This window comes from Pseudomonas sp. NPDC077649 (assembly GCF_044542855.1).
GTDB lineage: Bacteria > Pseudomonadota > Gammaproteobacteria > Pseudomonadales > Pseudomonadaceae > Aquipseudomonas.
This window is the reverse complement of sequence record NZ_JBITVF010000004.1, coordinates 262,991-279,608: the sequence shown is the minus strand read 5'-3', so window position 1 is coordinate 279,608 and position 16,618 is coordinate 262,991. Positions and strand designations below refer to the sequence as shown.

The window sequence follows — 16,618 nt, the reverse complement described above, 5'->3', positions numbered from 1 at the left end:
ACAGGGTAACGCCAAAAGCTTCGCTCGCGATGCTCGCTCCTACACCAGTTCCTAGAGGCTTTCCGGGCTCTTGGCCTTCTCGCGCGCGTTGTCGCGGCTGACCAGGCCCTTGGCCACCAGGGTCTTGAGGCAGGCGTCGAGGGTCTGCATGCCCAGCGAGCCACCGGTCTGGATCGCCGAGTACATCTGCGCCACCTTGTCCTCGCGGATCAGGTTACGGATCGCCGGGGTGCCGATCATGATCTCGTGGGCCGCCACCCGGCCGCCGCCGATCTTCTTCAGCAGGGTCTGCGAGATCACCGCCTGCAGCGATTCCGAGAGCATGGAGCGGACCATGGATTTTTCTTCGGCGGGGAACACGTCGACCACCCGGTCGATGGTCTTCGCCGCGCTGGTGGTGTGCAGGGTGCCGAACACCAGGTGACCGGTTTCCGCGGCGGTCAGCGCCAGGCGGATGGTTTCCAGGTCGCGCATCTCGCCCACCAGGATGATGTCCGGGTCTTCCCGCAGCGCCGAACGCAGGGCCTCGGAGAAGCCGTGGGTATCGCGGTGCACCTCGCGCTGGTTGACCAGGCACTTCTTCGACTCGTGAACGAATTCGATCGGGTCTTCGATGGTGAGGATGTGGTGGTACTTGTTGCTGTTGAGGTAGTCGAGCATCGCCGCCAGGGTGGTCGACTTGCCCGAACCGGTGGGACCGGTGACCAGCACCAGGCCGCGCGGCACGTCGGTGATCTTGCGGAATACCTCGCCCATGCCGAGGTCTTCCATGGTCAGTACCTTCGACGGAATGGTCCGGAACACCGCGCCGGCGCCGCGGTTCTGGTTGAAGGCGTTGACCCGGAAACGCGCCACGCCCGGCACCTCGAAGGAGAAGTCGGTCTCGAGGAACTCTTCGAAGTCCTTGCGCTGCTTGTCGTTCATGATGTCGTAGATCAGCGCGTGCACCTGCTTGTGGTCCAGCGGCGGCAGGTTGATCCGGCGTACGTCGCCGTCGACGCGGATCATCGGCGGCAGACCGGCCGAGAGGTGCAAATCCGACGCGCCTTGCTTGGCGCTGAAGGCAAGCAGCTCGGTAATATCCATGGGACTCCCCAATTACAAGCAAGCAGGTAGAATGCCGCGAACCCTCAAACGGCCGGGCTGATAGAGCGCAGGTAATGTCCACGATAGCAGAGAATATTGCAAAGGTCGGAACGCGCATCCGTGAGGCGGCGCAAGCCTCGCAGCGCAATCCGCTGGATATCGGCCTGCTCGCGGTGAGCAAGACCAAACCCGCCGCCGCCATCCGCGAAGCCCATGCCGCCGGCCTGCGCGACTTCGGCGAAAACTACCTGCAGGAAGCGCTGGACAAACAGGCCGAACTGACCGACCTGCCCTTGATCTGGCACTTCATCGGCCCCATTCAGTCGAACAAGACCCGTCCCATCGCCGAGCATTTCGCCTGGGTACACTCCGTGGATCGCCTGAAGATCGCCCAACGCCTGTCCGAGCAGCGCCCGGCGCAGCTGCCGCCGCTGAATATCTGCCTGCAGGTCAACGTCAGCGGCGAGCCCAGCAAGTCCGGCTGCAGCCCGGACGAGCTCCCGGCCCTGGCACAGGCGGTTACACAACTGGCCAACCTGCGCCTGCGCGGATTGATGACAATCCCCGAGCCGACCGACGACGTCGCCGCCCAACACCAAGCCTTCGCCCGCCTGCGCCAGTTGCGCGATGATCTGGCACTGAACCTCGACTGCCTGTCCATGGGCATGAGCCATGACCTGGAGGCCGCCATCGCCGAGGGCGCCACCTGGGTGCGCATCGGCACCGCGCTGTTCGGCGCCCGCGATTACGGCCAGTCCGCCGCCCACTGATATAAAGGAAGCCACCGCATGAGCAACCCGATCATCGCCTTCGTCGGCGCCGGCAACATGGCCGCCAGCCTGATCGGCGGCCTGCGCGCCCAGGGCACCCCGGCCAGCGCGATCCGCGCCAGCGAACCGAACGCCGAGCAGCGCCAGCGCCTGCACGCCGAGCACGGCATCGCCCTGTTCGAAAGCAATGCCGAGGCCATCGCCGGCGCCGAGCTGATCGTCCTGGCGGTCAAGCCGCAGGTGATGAAGACGGTGTGCCTGGACCTGGCGCCGCACCTGCAACCCGGCCAGCTGATCGTCTCCATCGCCGCCGGCATCGGCTGCGCCAGCCTGGAGCGCTGGCTGGGTCAGCGCCCCGTGGTGCGCTGCATGCCCAATACCCCGGCGCTGCTGCGCCAGGGCGTTTCCGGACTGTACGCCAACGCCCGGGTCAGCGCCGCACAGAAGGCCCAGGCCGAACAGCTGCTGAGCGCCGTGGGCCTGGCCCTGTGGCTGGACGACGAAGCGCAGCTCGACGCGGTGACCGCGGTGTCCGGCAGCGGCCCGGCCTATTTCTTCCTGCTGATCGAGGCCATGACCGCCGCCGGCGAGCGGCTCGGCCTGCCGCGTGAGACCGCCGCCCGCCTGAGCATCCACACCGCGCTGGGCGCCGCGCGCATGGCCAGCGAGAGCGATGTCGACGCGGCCGAGCTGCGCCGCCGCGTGACCTCGCCGAACGGCACCACCGAGGCGGCGATCAAGACGTTCCAGGCCGGCGGCTTCGAAGCGCTGGTGCAACAGGCGCTGAATGCCGCCGCCAACCGTTCGGCCGAACTGGCCGAGCAACTGGGTCAATAAGGAGTTTGCATGTCCGGATTCATCGAAGCCCTCATCTACATCATCCAGACCCTCGGCAGCCTGTACCTGCTGATCGTGCTGCTGCGCTTCATCCTGCAACTGGTGCGCGCCGATTTCTACAACCCGCTCAGCCAGTTCATCGTCAAGGCCACCCAGCCGCTGCTGACCCCGCTGCGCCGGGTGATCCCCGGGATCGCCGGACTGGACCTGGCCTCGCTGGTGCTGGCCATCCTGGTGCAGCTGCTGCTGATGCTGGTGACCCTGACGCTGATGGGCTACAACGCCGGCGGCTTCCTCCTGCAACTGCTGGTGTGGTCGGTGATCGGCGTCACCTCGCTGTTCCTCAAGGTGTTCTTCTTCGCCCTGATCATCAGCGTGATCCTCTCCTGGGTCGCCCCGGGCAGCTACAACCCCGGCGCGCAACTGGTCAACCAGATCTGCGAGCCGGTGCTGGCGCCGTTTCGCAAGCTGCTGCCGAACCTCGGCGGCCTGGACATCTCGCCGATCTTCGCCTTTATCGCGATCAACCTGGTGGACCGCTTCGTCATCGGCAACCTGGCCGCCATGACCGGCCTGCCGCCGATGCTCAGCCCCTTCCTGTGAGATGAGCTGGTACCGCTGGGACGGCGAGGACCTGATCCTCGACTGTCACCTGCAGCCCAAGGCGAGCAGCGATGCGTTCGCCGGGCTGCACGGCGACCGCCTGAAGATCCGCCTCACCGCGCCGCCGGTCGAGGGCCAGGCCAACGCCCAGCTGCAGGCCTTCCTGGCCGAGGCCTTCGGCGTGGCGAAAAGCCAGGTGAGCCTGCAGAGCGGCCAGCTGAACCGCCACAAGCGCCTGCGCATCCAGGCCCCGCGCTGCCTGCCGGCGCTGCCGGGACTGGCGCGCCCCGACAGCGCATGACCGTCCGGCGCTCGCCACCGGCCGTAAGGCGGGACTCGGCAGACGGGCGATTGACGGCCGCCGCGGCCACCGCATAATGCGGAGTATTCAGGCGAACGCCGTGCGTTCTGGCGGCAAACCGACGCGAACCGTCGCCCAGGCGGTGCCGGTCGCCAGCGCCCCGACCACTAGCCGCCGCACGCGTTGCCCAGAGGAGAGCCAGGATGAGCATGGAACGTCTCAGCCAGCAGGTCGATGCCTACGTCGCCTGGAAGCGCGAGCTGATGCGCGAGATCACCCGCTACCGCAGCTGGCTGGAGCACAATCGGCTCAACTCCGAGGCGGTGCAGGCCAAGCTCGAACGCGCGCTCAAGCTGCTGCGCACCGACCACATCACCCTGGCCTTCGTCGGCGAGTTCTCCCGCGGCAAGACCGAACTGATCAACAGCCTGTTCTTCTCCGAGTACGGCCAGCGCATGCTGCCCTCGCATGCCGGGCGCACCACCATGTGCCCCACCGAGCTGTTCTTCGACCCGCGCTCGGAGCGCTCCTACATCCGCCTGCTGCCGATCGAGACGCGCACCGCCTCGGCCAGCGTCGCCCAGTTCAAGCGCATCCCGCGGCACTGGGTGAACATCCCCCTGGACACCAGCGACCCGGCCAACATGGCCCTGGCCTTCAGCCAGGTGGCCAAGACCAAGCCGATGCCGGTGGAGCAGGCGATCCAGCTCGGCTTTCACCCGGACATGCTCGAAGGCACCGGCAAGCGCGGCCAGGTGCTGGTGCCGGCCTGGCGCCACGCCATGGTCAACTTCGACCACCCGCTGCTGCGCCAGGGCCTGCGCATCCTCGACACCCCGGGCCTCAACGCGCTCGGCAGCGAGCCGGAACTGACCCTGTCGATGCTGCCCAGCGCCCAGGCGATCATCTTCCTGCTGGCCGCCGACACCGGCGTCACCGCCAGCGACATGAGCATCTGGCAGCAACACATCCGCCAGCTCGACGAGGACACCCAGACCTGCCTGTTCGCCGTGCTGAACAAGATCGACGTGCTGTGGGACGACCTGGCCGGCGAGGCCTTCGTGCAGAACGCCATCGGCCAGATCCAGGCCGCCACCGCGCGCCAGCTGGGCATCGGCAAGGACGAGGTGCTGCCGCTGTCGGCCAAGCAGGCGCTGCTGGCCAAGGTGCGCAAGGACGAGGAGCTGCTGGCCCGCAGCCAGATGGCCAACCTCGAGACCCTGCTCTGCGAACGCATCGTCGCGCAGAAGGAACGCCTGATCGAAGACCGCGTGGTGCGCCAGGTGCTGGCCCTGCTCAACAACAGCCAGCACGTGCTGGGCCTGCGCCTGGAAAAGGTCGGCGAACAGCTCGCCCTGCTCGGCAACCACCAGCAGGACAACGGCCAGCTGCTGTTCGAGCTGACCGCCAAGACCAAGGAAGACCACAGCCTGCACCACAAGCGCCTGCTCGGGCTGAAGACCAACCAGCGCCTGGTCCAGCGCCAGGGCGAGCTGCTGCGCCACGCCGCGCGCGCCGAACGCCTGGAAGAACACCTGGACCAGGTCCGCCGCAACCTCACCGGCAGCTGGACCACGCTGGGCATCAACCAGGCCATCCTGCACTTCTTCCGCGCCGTGGAGCACGACCTGCACGGCCTGGAGCAGGAAGCCGAGATGGCCAACAAGATGGTCGCCGCCATCTACCGCCGGCACAACGAGGACAACCCGCTGCACGGCGTCGACGCACCGCAGTTCCAGGCCCAGCGCTACCTGCGCGAGCTGAAGAAACTGCAGGCCAAGGGCGACCAGTTCCGCCTGCACGTCAAGACCCTGCTCACCGAGCAGCGCAGCCTGACCCGACGCTTCTTCGCCACCCTCGCCCAGGAGGTGATCGGCCTGCACCAGCGCCTGCGCCAGGACGCCGAACAGTGGGCCGGCGACGCCCTGATGCCGCTGATGCAGCACACCCTGGAACACAAGCAGATGCTGGAAACCCATATGCTGCGGCTCAAATCCCTGGCCCAGGAAACCCAGCAGACGCGCAAGCGCAGCCAGCAACTGGCGCACTACCAGCAGGAGCTGGAACAGCAACTGGCCCAGGCCGCCGACATGCTGCGCATCCTGCGCCGGCCGGCGCCGGTACAGCGCCAGGGCAAGGTGGTCAGCCTGCCCTCGGCGATAGGCGCGCAGGCCGGCGGCGAATAGCCGCGCACTGTGGCCGGAGCGGGCGCCAGCTCGCTTGCCGCTGCCGGCGGCGCTCTTTAGACTGGCGCCCTCCTCCGATTCGATAGCAGCGCCTCAATGCCCACTGCCTTTCCCGAAGACTCCGTAGGCCTGGTCAGCCCCCAGGTGCAGCGCTTCAGCGAGCCGCTGGCGCTGGCCTGCGGACGCAGCCTGGCCGAGTACGAACTGGTCGTCGAAACCTACGGCGAACTGAATGCCGCACGCAGCAACGCGGTGCTGATCTGCCACGCCCTGTCCGGCCATCATCATGCCGCCGGCTACCACAGCCCGGACGACCGCAAGCCCGGCTGGTGGGACAGCTGCATCGGTCCCGGCAAGCCGATTGACACGCGCAAGTTCTTCGTCGTCAGCCTCAACAACCTCGGCGGCTGCAACGGCTCGACCGGTCCGAGCAGCGCCAACCCGGCCACCGGCAAGCCCTACGGCGCCGACTTCCCGGTGATGACCGTGGAAGACTGGGTGCACAGCCAGGCGCGCCTGGCCGACCGCCTGGGCATCGCGCAGTGGGCCGCGGTGATCGGCGGCAGCCTCGGCGGCATGCAGGCGCTGCAGTGGACCATCAGCTACCCCGAGCGCGTGCGCCACTGCCTGGCGATCGCCTCGGCGCCCAAGCTGTCGGCGCAGAACATCGCCTTCAACGAAGTCGCGCGCCAGGCCATCCTCACCGATCCGGAGTTCCACGGCGGGCATTTCCAGGAGCGCGGCGTGATCCCCAAGCGCGGCCTGATGCTGGCGCGCATGGTCGGCCATATCACCTACCTGTCCGACGACGCCATGGGCGAGAAATTCGGCCGCGGCCTGAAGAGCGAGAAGCTCAACTACGACTTCCACAGCGTCGAGTTCCAGGTCGAGAGCTACCTGCGTTACCAGGGCGAGGAGTTTTCCGGGCGCTTCGACGCCAACACCTACCTGCTGATGACCAAGGCGCTGGACTACTTCGACCCGGCCGCCGCCCATGACGGCGACCTGGCCAAGACCCTGGCCGCGGCCCAGGCGGATTTCTGCGTGATGTCCTTCACCACCGACTGGCGTTTCTCCCCGGCCCGCTCGCGGGAGATAGTCGATGCGCTATTGGCGGCGAAGAAGAACGTCTGCTACCTGGAGATCGACGCGCCGCAGGGCCACGACGCCTTCCTCATGCCGATCCCGCGCTACCTGCAGGCGTTCGGCAGCTACATGAAGCGGATCGAGGTATGAGCATGCGAGCGGATCTGGACATCATCCAGGAATGGATCGCCCCGGGCAGCCGCGTGCTCGACCTGGGCTGCGGCGACGGCGAGCTGCTGGCCTGGCTGCGCGAGCACAAGCAGGTGGCCGGCTACGGCCTGGAGATCGACGCGGAGAAGATCGCCACCTGCATCGAGCGCGGGGTCAACGTGATCGAGCAGAACCTCGACGAAGGCCTGGGCAACTTCGCCAGCGACAGCTTCGACGTGGTGGTCATGACCCAGTCGCTGCAGGCGCTGCACTACCCGGACAAGGTGTTGGCGGAGATGCTGCGGGTCGGCAAGACCTGCATCATCACCTTCCCCAACTTCGGCCACTGGCGCTGCCGCTGGTACCTGACCACCAAGGGCCGCATGCCGGTGTCGGATTTCTTGCCCTACACCTGGTACAACACGCCGAACATCCACTTCTGCACCTTCGAGGACTTCGAACGCCTGTGCCACGCCCAGGGCGCGCGGGTCGAGGAGCGCCTGGCGGTGGATCGCGACCACCGCCACGGTTGGGCCAGCCGAGTCTGGCCTAATCTATTGGGTGAGATCGGCATCTATCGCATCAGCGGTGCGAACTGAGCCATCGCCTGCCCGAGGAGAACCATCATGCGTCGCATCATCCCCTTCCTGATCGCCCTGTGCCTGGCCCTGCCGGCGGTCGCCGAACGCAAGCAGAGCTTCGGCGATCTCGACGTGCACTACAGCGTGTTCAACTCCAGCTTCCTGCAGCCGGACATCGCCGCGGCCGCCGGCCTGACCCGCAGCAAGACCCAGGGCGTGGTCAACGTCGCCGTGCTCAAGGCCGGCAAGGCCAGCACCGCGCAGGTCGGCGGCCAGGTGAAGAACCTGCTCGGGCAGATCACGCCCCTGACCTTCAAGCAGGTCACGGAAAGCGGCGCCATCTACTACCTGGCGCAGTTCCCCTTCTCCAGCCGCGAGGTGCTGAGCTTCACCCTCGAGGTGCAGCAGGGCGGCAACCCGCACAGTTTCAGCTTCAACCAGGAAATGTTCCCCGACGAATGACAGCCTTCAACGAACTGGTGCTGGCCAGCCACAACGCCGGCAAACTCAAGGAACTGCAGGCCATGCTCGGCGACGCCGTGCGCCTGCGCTCGATCGGCGAATTCTCCAGCGTCGAGCCGGAGGAAACCGGCCTGTCGTTCGTCGAGAACGCCATCCTCAAGGCACGCAACGCCGCACGCATCTCCGGCCTGCCGGCGCTGGCCGACGATTCCGGTCTGGCGGTGGATCATCTCGGCGGCGCCCCCGGCATCTACTCGGCGCGCTACGCGGACGGCCGGGGCGATGCGGCGAACAACGCCAAGCTGCTCGATGCCCTGAAAGATGTGCCGGACGCCCAGCGCGGCGCCCAGTTCGTCTGCGCCCTGGCCCTGGTGCGGCACGCCGACGACCCGCTGCCGATCCTCTGCGAGGGCCTCTGGCACGGCCGCATCCTGCACCAGGCGCGCGGCGAGCAGGGTTTCGGCTACGACCCGCTGTTCTGGGTAGAAGACTGTCAGCGCTCGGCCGCCGAACTGCCGGCGGCGGAAAAGAACCGCCTGAGCCACCGCGCCCGCGCCATGGCCCTGCTCAAGCAGCGGCTGGGGCTGGCGTGAGCCAGCACCCTGCGCCCCACTCCCCCGGCGCTGGGGAACGGGGCTTCGAGCTGCCGCCTCTGGCGCTCTATGTCCATATCCCCTGGTGCGTGAAGAAGTGCCCCTACTGCGACTTCAACTCCCACGCGGCCGGGCCGACGCTGCCGGAAGAGGAGTACGTCGACGCCCTGCTGGCCGACCTCGACGCCGACCTGGGCCAGGTGCATGGCCGGCCGCTGAGCTCGATCTTCTTCGGCGGCGGCACCCCCAGCCTGTTCTCCGACCGCGCCCTGGGCCGCCTGCTGGAAGGCGTCGAGCGCCGCGTGGCGTTCGCCGGCGACATCGAGATCACCCTGGAAGCCAACCCCGGCACCTTCGAGCAGGCCAAGTTCAAGGGCTACCGGGCGCTGGGCATCAATCGCCTGTCGATCGGCGTGCAGAGTTTCCAGGAGGCCAAGCTCAAGGCGCTGGGGCGCATCCACGACGGCAATGAGGCCGTGCGGGCCGCCGATATGGCGCGCGCCGCCGGCTTCGACAACTTCAACCTCGACCTGATGCACGGCCTGCCCGAACAGAACCTCGAGGACGCCCTGTTCGACCTGCGCACCGCCATCGCCCAGGCGCCGACGCACCTGTCCTGGTACCAGCTGACCATGGAGCCGAACACGCTGTTCTGGAGCCAGCCGCCGGTGCTGCCCGAAGACGATCTGCTGTGGGACATCCAGGAGGCCGGCCAGGCCCTGCTGGCTGCTGAGGGCTACGCCCAGTACGAGGTGTCCGCCTACGCCCAGCCCGGCAAGCAGGCGCGGCACAACCTCAACTACTGGACCTTCGGCGATTTCCTCGGCATCGGCGCCGGCGCCCACGCCAAGCTCAGCGACCCGCACGGGCGCATCCTGCGCACCTGGAAGACCCGCCTGCCCAAGGACTACCTGGACGCGGCCAAAGCCTTCCAGGCCGGCGAGCGTCTGCTCGGCGCCGACGAGCTGCCCTTCGAATTTCTCATGAACGTGCTGCGCCTCACCGACGGCGTGCCGGCGAGCCTGTTCACTGAGCGCACCGGTCTGCCCCTGGCCAGCCTGGACGCAGCCCGCACCGAGGCGCAGGCGCGCAAGCTGCTGCGCACCGAGCCCAAGCGGCTGTGCGCCACCGCCGAGGGCCAGCTGTTTCTCAACGATTTGCTGCAACACTTCTTGCCCTGATGGCTAAGGACACCGGATGGATCTCGTACTGGACCTGATCGTCACCCTCTCGCGCTGGAGCCGCAGCCACCTCGGCGACATTTCCCTGGCCATCATGGCCACCCTGCTGGTGCTGTTCGGCCCGGCCATCAACGCCTGGGTCCAGCGCACCATCGGCAACCTCAACTTCGTCCTGCGCACCCTGCTGTTCGTGGTGTTCTGCGCGGTAGGCTACGGCCTGGCCATCGTCTTCCTCACCCCCTGGCTGGCCAAGGGCCTGGCGCATTTCAACAACTTCACCCTGGCGCCGGTGCTGATCCTGATCTTCGTGGTGATCGGCATATTGGCCGACCGCAACTAAGGCCGGCCGCAGCGCATACCGAGTAACGGCGCCAACCAGGCCCAACACCGCCATAAAAAACGCCGCGACCCGGTAAAGGCGTCGCGGCGTTTCGCTCGAACATGCGGCCTGCGGCCGCGCGCCTCAGTTGCCTTCGCGGCGCAGCGCCTGCGGGGTGAAGTCGCGCGGGGTCAGCTTGGCGTCGAAGTCGTACATCTTCTCGTTGTTGTCCAGACCGTCGGCGAAGTAGCGGCTGCCCTTGAAGTCGTAGATGGTCTCCAGGGTCGAGCCGAACATCGGCACCTCGTAGTAGCTGATCGGGTGAGCTTCCTGCAGGCCGATCAGTTCGCCGTGCCTGTCGTACAGGTCGACGGCGAGGATCTGCCAGCTGTCCTCGTCCAGGTAGAAGCGGCGCTTGGCGTAGGGATGACTGAAACCGGTGCGCAGGTCCGCTTCGACCACCCAGACGCGGTGCAGCTCGTAGCGCAGCAGCTCGGGATTGACGTGCTTGGCCTGGAGGATATCGCCGTAGGCGATGCCCTTCTGGTGCACGGCGTAGCTGTTGTAGGGCACCAGCATCTCGCGCTTGCCCAGCAGCTGCCACTCGTAGCGATCCGGCGCGCCGTTGTAGGCGTCGACCTGGTCGGCGGTGGCCATGCCGTTGGTGTCCGGCTGCAGGGTGTCGTAGGCCAGCATCGGCAGGCGCCGCACGCGGCGCTCGCCGCGGTTGAAGCGCCAGGCCTTGCGGATGGCGAGGATCTGGTCGAGGGTCTCCTGCACCACCAGGGCCGAACCGGCCAGCTTGGCCGGCGCCACCACCTTGTACTTGTAGTAGAACAGGGTGTTGTCCAGGTCCTGCGGCGCGACGCCGTCGCGACCGTAGAGGAAATAGATGTCGCGCTCGAGCTTGAGCAGGTTGTAGCTGCCGTTGCTGAGCACCGCGGCCTGGTTGGTGGCCATGCTGATCTGGTCGCCACGGTAGCGCATGATGTGGTTCCAGATCGCTTCCTGGCCGTTCTGCGGCAACGGGAAGGGCACGCCGGAGGCGGCGCCCTGCACCCCGTTGCCGCCGGAGATCAGCTCGGCGTTGAGCACGTTGAAGCGGGTGGCATCGTAGATGCGCTGCGGCGCCGCGGCGCTGCGCCGGGTGGGGAACACCCGCAGATAGTAGCCGGGGTTCTGTTGCAGCAGGGCCTTGAGCCCCAGCGGCAGCTGTTGTTCATGCTGCGCCAGGTTGCCGGCGTCGACCCGATACTGCACGGCGTCGGCGGCATAGGGATCGGGGTGGTGCATGCCCGGCTGGTAATTGGCCGGCGGCGTGGCCAGGCCGCCGCTCCAGGCGGGAATGGTGCCGGCGGCATTGCCGGCGCGTTCGCCGCCCAGCGGTGTCAGCTCCTGGCCCAGGCGCGCGGCCTGGCTCGCATCGACCTTGGCCTGGGCCTGCAGGGCCAGGGCGCTCAGCAGCAGAATGGAAACCGATCTCAACACAATGCTCTCCTCACGGCGCCGTGGCAGCGGCGCCGCTGTTATCCGCGCGGCCCGCGGCCGCGCTTATCGTTTTGTTGTGTCTGCGGTGAGGTGCCGTCCTGGCCGTCGGGTTATCCCGATCTGCTTAGGCGTCCTGCCATTTTTGGCGAAGCGGTGGGGATGTGCAGCGGTGATCACTCCTGGCGCTGGAACTTGAGGTCCCATACGCCATGACCGAGGCGTTCGCCGCGGCGCTCGAACTTAGTTACCGGGCGCTCCTCGGGGCGCGGCACGTAGCTGCCGTCGGCGGCCAGGTTGCGGTAGCCCGGCGCGGCGTTCATCACCTCGAGCATATGCTCGGCGTAGTTCTGCCAGTCGGTGGCCATGTGCAGCACGCCGCCGATCTTCAGCTTGCTGCGCACCAGCTCGGCGAAGGCCGGCTGAACGATGCGCCGCTTGTGGTGCCGGGCCTTGTGCCAGGGATCGGGGAAGAACAGCAGCACGCGATCCAGGCTGGCATCGGCCACGCACTGGCGCAGCACTTCCAGGGCATCGCAGCTGTACACCCGGACGTTGCCCAGGTTCTGCGCCATCACGCCGTTGAGCAGGGCGCCGACGCCGGGCTTGTGCACCTCGACGCCGATGAAGTCCTGCTCCGGCGCGGCGGCGGCCATCTCCAGGGTGGAATGGCCCATGCCGAAGCCGATCTCGAAGGTGCGCGGCGCGCGGCGCCCGAACACCTGGTCGAAATCGCGCAGGCCGTCTTCCAGCTCCAGGCCGAACAGCGGCCAGCCCTTGTCCAGGCCGCGCTGCTGACCCTCGGTCATGCGCCCGGCGCGCATCACGAAGCTCTTGATGGTGCGGAGCCGGCGACCGTCTTCGGTTGTTTCGGGCTGTTGCGTGTCAGTCATGCGGAACTCGTTATTTGATCAGGCCATCCAGCGGCGACGACGCGCTAGCATAGAGTTTCTTCGGCATGCGCCCGGCCAGATAGGCCAGGCGCCCGGCTTCCACCGCGTACTTCATGGCCTGGGCCATGAGCACGGGGTTGTCGGCATGGGCGATGGCGCTGTTCATCAGCACCGCCTCGCAGCCCAGCTCCATGGCGATGGTGGCGTCGGAGGCGGTGCCCACGCCGGCATCGACCAGCACCGGCACCTTGGCCTCTTCGAGGATGATGCGCAGGTTGTAGGGGTTGCAGATGCCCAGGCCCGAGCCGATCAGGCCGGCCAGCGGCATCACCGCGACGCAGCCCATGTCCGCCAGCTGACGGGCGATGATCGGGTCGTCGCTGGTGTAGACCATCACGTCGAAACCGTCCTTGACCAGGATCTCGGCGGCCTTGAGGGTCTCGATCACGTTGGGGAACAGGGTCTTCTGGTCGGCCAGCACTTCCAGCTTGACCAGCTTGTGGCCGTCGAGCAGCTCGCGCGCCAGGCGGCAGGTGCGCACGGCGTCGGCGGCGTCGTAGCAGCCGGCGGTGTTGGGCAGGATGGTGTACTGGTCGGGGCTGATCACGTCGAGCAGGTTCGGCTCGCCCGGATTCTGGCCGATATTGGTGCGGCGCACCGCCACGGTGACGATCTCGGCGCCGGAGGCGGCGATGGCGTCGCGGGTCTCGTCCATATCCTTGTACTTGCCGGTGCCGACCAGCAGACGCGACTGGTAGGTGCGGCCGGCCAGGGTGAAGGGCTTGTCGCTGCGAACTTGGCTCATGGAGAAACTCCTCAAGGGGATCAACCGCCGCCGATGGCGTGCACCACTTCCACCTGGTCGCCCTCGGCGAGCCGGGTGCTGTCGTGCTGGCTGCGTGGAACTATGTCCAGATTGAGCTCGACCGCCACGCGGCGCCCGGCCAGGTCGAGACGGGCCAGCAGGTCCGCGACGCTCTGGTTGTCGGACAGCTCGAAGGGTTCACCATTCAACTGAATGCGCATGACGGCTCGGTCACAACTAGGAAGAGGGCCGGCATTCTAGCCCGATAGCCAGCCGCGACCAAGGCTAAAAGGCGCCATTCGTCCTCAAATCTGACGCCCGAGTCAGGTCAATTTCCAGGCCGCCAGGCCCAGGCACAGCCAGCCCAGCAGAAAGGCGACACCGCCGAAGGGGGTGACGATGCCCAGCTTGCCGATGCCGCTCAGGGTCAGCAGATAGAGGCTGCCGGAGAACAGCAGGATACCCAGGGCGAAGGCGCCGCCGGCCAGGTTGACCAGGCGCCCCGGTGCCTGCAGCGCCAGCAGGCCGACGCCGAACAGGGCCAGGGCATGGATCAGCTGGTAGTGGCTGCCGGTCTGGAACACCGCCAGATGCTCCGGACTCAGGCGCGCCTTGAGGCCGTGGGCGGCGAAGGCGCCGAGGGCGACGCCGGTAAAGCCGGCGAAGGCCGATAGCAACAACCAGAGACGAGCCATATACCCTCCAGGGCGCAGTGGAAAATCGACGCAGTTTAACCGTTGAACCGACCTGCCCAGGGATTGCCAGTGTCGCACCCACGGCCGCCGGGGCCCCAACCATTGAAAACTCCGCAAAAAAACGCGTCGTTCTTGTTGCCTGCCATCCCAGCAGGCCGCCAAAGGCAACGTCAAAAATTGCTCCCGGCATTTTTTTGATTTAATAGCGCCTTTCTCGCTCACCCCGGACTCCAATGCTCCGCACCCTGACCCGCCGCCTGCTGAAACTCGTGCTCTGGCTGATGCTGGCCAGCGCGCTGCTGGTGCTCGCCCTGCGCTGGCTGCCGCCGCCCGGCACGGCGCTGATGCTCGAGCGCAAGCTCGCGTCCTGGGGCACGCAACAACCGCTGGAGCTCAAGCGCCAGTGGCGGCCCTGGAACCAGCTGCCGGATAACCTGAAGATGGCGGTGATCGCCGCCGAAGACCAGAAATTCGCCGAACACTGGGGCTTCGACCTCGGCGCCATCCAGGCCGCGCTGGCGCACAACCAGAGCGGCGGCTCGCTGCGCGGCGCCAGCACCCTCAGCCAGCAGGTGGCCAAGAACCTGTTCCTCTGGTCCGGCCGCAGCTGGCTGCGCAAGGGCCTGGAGGCCTGGTTCACCGCGCTAATCGAGCTGCTCTGGTCGAAGGAGCGCATCCTCGAGGTCTACCTCAACAGCGTCGAATGGGGCGACGGTATCTTCGGCGCCGAGGCGGCCGCGCAGCACCACTTCGGCGTCGGCGCGCCCTATCTGGATCGCCAGCAGGCCAGCCAGCTGGCGGCGGTGCTGCCCAACCCGCTGCGCTGGAGCGCCGGCCGCCCGGATCGCTATGTCGCCCGCCGCGCCGCCTGGATTCGCCAGCAGATGACGCAACTGGGCGGCGGGCACTACCTCAACCAGCTCAAGCCGGTCAGGCCCAGCTGGTGGCCGAAATGGCTGTAGCATGCGCCGGGTGACGCCGCTTTAATCGGTGCGCGACAGCCTAGGGACGAGGCGCGAACGCGCGCTTGGGCACGGCATGCAGCAGTTCGACCTCATCGCCCTGCAAATGCACCGTCAGCCCCCATTGTGGATAGACCCAGGCCTGCCCCGCGGCCAGTTCCAGGCTCAGCCGCGGCTGACCCAGCGTCGCCGCCACGCGCTCGGCGGCCAGAGCGGCCGGCGGTTTGAGACTCACCGCGCGTACGACAAACCCCGCCATCTGCTCGGCCAGCGCCGCACCCAGCAGTTGCTCGGCATCGCCGGCGCGCAAGCCCTGGGCGGCCAGCAGGCTGTCGCCCTGGACCTCGCTAAGGGCCAGCTCGGCCTCCAGCGCCCAGCCGCCCTCGGCCCCCGCCAGCTCCGCCCGGTGCAGCAGCCGCGCGCCATCCAGGCGCGGCTGCAACCAAAGCTCCCCAGGCGCCAGCGCCTGCACCTCGCGCAGCGCCAGGCGCTCTTCCGCCAACGGCTGCAGCAGGGCGTCGCGCCACCGCGGCAGATCGGCCACCGGCGTCACCTCGCCGCTGCGCATCAGCCAGGCGCCCCAGGCGAAGAACAGCGCGGCGACGAGGCCAAACAGCAGCCAGTGCTGCGCTTTCAACGGCGGTCTGTTCACAGGCATTTTCTCCGGACAGAAAAAAGCCGCACCCGGGTGCGGCTTGATTCGCGTGCATGCCTCAAGCGGCGATGGAACCCTTGAGCTTGTTCATGGCGTTCTTCTCGAGCTGACGGATACGCTCGGCCGAGACGTTGTACTTGGCGGCCAGGTCATGCAGGGTCGCCTTCTCCTCGGCCAGCCAGCGCTGGTAGAGGATGTCGCGGCTGCGCTCGTCGAGGCTTTCCAGGGCCTCGTGCAGGTTGCTGCTGGAGCTGTCGCTCCAGTCGGCGTCCTCCAGCTGGCGGGCCGGGTCGTAGCGGTGGTCTTCCAGATAATGCGCGGGCGACTGGAAGGCGCTGTCGTCGTCGGCGTCGGCGGCCGGGTCGAAGGCCATGTCCTGGCCGGTCAGGCGGCTTTCCATCTCGCGCACTTCGTGCGGCTCGACGCCCAGGCTCTTGGCCACGGCGGTGACTTCGTCGTTGTTCAGCCAGGCCAGACGCTTCTTCTGGCTGCGCAGGTTGAAGAACAGCTTGCGCTGCGCCTTGGTGGTGGCGACCTTGACGATGCGCCAGTTCTTCAGGATGAACTCGTGGATCTCGGCGCGGATCCAGTGCACGGCGAAGGACACCAGGCGCACGCCCATTTCCGGGTTGAAGCGCTTGACCGCCTTCATCAGGCCGACGTTGCCTTCCTGGATCAGGTCGGCCTGGGCCAGGCCGTAGCCGGCGTAGCTGCGGGCGATATGTACGACGAAACGCAGGTGGGCCAGCACCATCTGCCGGGCGGCCTCGAGATCCTGCTGGTAGTAGAGACTCTCGGCCAGCTCGCGCTCCTGCTCCGGCGTCAGCAGCGGGATGCTGTTGACCGCATGCACGTAAGCCTCCAGGTTGGCGCCTGGAACCAAAGCATGAACAGGTTGCAAGGAAGTGGACATTCGAATCCTCCGATTCACGAAACTCGTGCAGTTTAGCACTGCGCCATCTGACGCG

Annotated in this window: 20 protein-coding genes; 12 read left to right on the top strand and 8 right to left on the bottom strand. The window is 67.2% G+C overall.

Annotated elements, in window-relative coordinates:
* Positions 1-51: 51 nt before the first annotated feature.
* Positions 52-1,086: a type IV pilus twitching motility protein PilT gene (gene pilT / locus ACIGFL_RS14960; protein ID WP_397497714.1), complete on the bottom strand. Its 1,035-nt coding sequence runs from the start codon at positions 1,084-1,086 to the stop codon at positions 52-54.
* Between the two features lie 74 nt (positions 1,087-1,160).
* Between pilT and ACIGFL_RS14955 the strand changes: the two genes are divergently transcribed.
* The 11 genes from ACIGFL_RS14955 (at position 1,161) to ACIGFL_RS14905 (ending at position 10,176) form a co-directional block, all read left to right on the top strand.
* Entirely contained in the window at positions 1,161-1,856 is a 696-nt protein-coding gene (locus ACIGFL_RS14955) for a YggS family pyridoxal phosphate-dependent enzyme (protein ID WP_397497713.1), read from the top strand.
* A gap of 18 nt (positions 1,857-1,874) precedes the next feature.
* Positions 1,875-2,693, top strand: coding sequence for a pyrroline-5-carboxylate reductase (proC, locus tag ACIGFL_RS14950; RefSeq protein ID WP_397497712.1), 819 nt, complete (start codon positions 1,875-1,877; stop codon positions 2,691-2,693).
* 9 nt (positions 2,694-2,702) lie between these two features.
* Positions 2,703-3,296: a YggT family protein gene (locus ACIGFL_RS14945; protein ID WP_397497711.1), complete on the top strand. Its 594-nt coding sequence runs from the start codon at positions 2,703-2,705 to the stop codon at positions 3,294-3,296.
* A 1-nt stretch (position 3,297) separates the two neighbouring features.
* Positions 3,298-3,597, top strand: coding sequence for a DUF167 domain-containing protein (locus tag ACIGFL_RS14940; RefSeq protein WP_397497710.1), 300 nt, complete (start codon positions 3,298-3,300; stop codon positions 3,595-3,597).
* A 203-nt stretch (positions 3,598-3,800) separates the two neighbouring features.
* Entirely contained in the window at positions 3,801-5,783 is a 1,983-nt protein-coding gene (locus tag ACIGFL_RS14935; RefSeq protein WP_397497709.1) for a dynamin family protein, read from the top strand.
* A 96-nt stretch (positions 5,784-5,879) separates the two neighbouring features.
* Positions 5,880-7,019: a homoserine O-acetyltransferase gene (locus ACIGFL_RS14930; RefSeq protein WP_021442011.1), complete on the top strand. Its 1,140-nt coding sequence runs from the start codon at positions 5,880-5,882 to the stop codon at positions 7,017-7,019.
* A 2-nt stretch (positions 7,020-7,021) separates the two neighbouring features.
* Positions 7,022-7,618, top strand: coding sequence for a methionine biosynthesis protein MetW (gene metW, locus ACIGFL_RS14925; RefSeq protein ID WP_122109633.1), 597 nt, complete (start codon positions 7,022-7,024; stop codon positions 7,616-7,618).
* A 27-nt stretch (positions 7,619-7,645) separates the two neighbouring features.
* Positions 7,646-8,062 carry a DUF4426 domain-containing protein gene (locus ACIGFL_RS14920; protein ID WP_021442009.1) on the top strand — a complete coding sequence of 139 codons (417 nt, stop codon included), beginning with the start codon at positions 7,646-7,648 and terminating at the stop codon, positions 8,060-8,062.
* A complete protein-coding gene (gene rdgB / locus ACIGFL_RS14915) occupies positions 8,059-8,655 on the top strand; it encodes an RdgB/HAM1 family non-canonical purine NTP pyrophosphatase (RefSeq protein ID WP_021442008.1) in 597 nt (198 codons plus the stop codon). The genes ACIGFL_RS14920 and rdgB overlap by 4 nt, the downstream gene beginning before the upstream one ends.
* The gene (gene hemW, locus ACIGFL_RS14910; RefSeq protein WP_397497708.1) at positions 8,652-9,836 is read left to right on the top strand and encodes a radical SAM family heme chaperone HemW; all 1,185 of its coding nucleotides are present in this window, start codon (positions 8,652-8,654) and stop codon (positions 9,834-9,836) included. The genes rdgB and hemW overlap by 4 nt, the downstream gene beginning before the upstream one ends.
* Positions 9,837-9,852: 16 nt before the next feature.
* Positions 9,853-10,176: a DUF3392 domain-containing protein gene (locus ACIGFL_RS14905; RefSeq protein ID WP_021442006.1), complete on the top strand. Its 324-nt coding sequence runs from the start codon at positions 9,853-9,855 to the stop codon at positions 10,174-10,176.
* Between the two features lie 123 nt (positions 10,177-10,299).
* Here ACIGFL_RS14905 and ACIGFL_RS14900 read toward each other — a convergent pair whose 3' ends face one another.
* The 5 genes from ACIGFL_RS14900 to ACIGFL_RS14880 form a co-directional block, all read right to left on the bottom strand.
* On the bottom strand, positions 10,300-11,643 hold the full coding sequence (locus tag ACIGFL_RS14900) for a DUF1329 domain-containing protein (RefSeq protein WP_397497707.1): 1,344 nt from the start codon (positions 11,641-11,643) through the stop codon (positions 10,300-10,302).
* A 173-nt stretch (positions 11,644-11,816) separates the two neighbouring features.
* Positions 11,817-12,533: a tRNA (guanosine(46)-N7)-methyltransferase TrmB gene (gene trmB / locus ACIGFL_RS14895; protein ID WP_397497706.1), complete on the bottom strand. Its 717-nt coding sequence runs from the start codon at positions 12,531-12,533 to the stop codon at positions 11,817-11,819.
* A 10-nt stretch (positions 12,534-12,543) separates the two neighbouring features.
* Positions 12,544-13,338 carry a thiazole synthase gene (locus ACIGFL_RS14890; protein ID WP_122109636.1) on the bottom strand — a complete coding sequence of 265 codons (795 nt, stop codon included), beginning with the start codon at positions 13,336-13,338 and terminating at the stop codon, positions 12,544-12,546.
* 20 nt (positions 13,339-13,358) lie between these two features.
* The gene (gene thiS / locus ACIGFL_RS14885) at positions 13,359-13,559 is read right to left on the bottom strand and encodes a sulfur carrier protein ThiS (protein WP_397497705.1); all 201 of its coding nucleotides are present in this window, start codon (positions 13,557-13,559) and stop codon (positions 13,359-13,361) included.
* Between the two features lie 102 nt (positions 13,560-13,661).
* The gene (locus tag ACIGFL_RS14880) at positions 13,662-14,033 is read right to left on the bottom strand and encodes a DUF423 domain-containing protein (RefSeq protein WP_021442001.1); all 372 of its coding nucleotides are present in this window, start codon (positions 14,031-14,033) and stop codon (positions 13,662-13,664) included.
* Between the two features lie 233 nt (positions 14,034-14,266).
* Here ACIGFL_RS14880 and mtgA point away from each other — a divergent pair, with 233 nt between their 5' ends.
* Positions 14,267-14,995, top strand: a complete 729-nt coding sequence (mtgA, locus tag ACIGFL_RS14875) for a monofunctional biosynthetic peptidoglycan transglycosylase (protein ID WP_397497704.1) — start codon at positions 14,267-14,269, stop codon at positions 14,993-14,995.
* A 40-nt stretch (positions 14,996-15,035) separates the two neighbouring features.
* Here mtgA and ACIGFL_RS14870 read toward each other — a convergent pair whose 3' ends face one another.
* Complete coding sequence (locus ACIGFL_RS14870) at positions 15,036-15,647, bottom strand: hypothetical protein (RefSeq protein ID WP_397497703.1); 612 nt, start codon at positions 15,645-15,647, stop codon at positions 15,036-15,038.
* 61 nt (positions 15,648-15,708) lie between these two features.
* On the bottom strand, positions 15,709-16,563 hold the full coding sequence (gene rpoH, locus ACIGFL_RS14865) for an RNA polymerase sigma factor RpoH (protein ID WP_031303194.1): 855 nt from the start codon (positions 16,561-16,563) through the stop codon (positions 15,709-15,711).
* Positions 16,564-16,618: the final 55 nt, after the last annotated feature.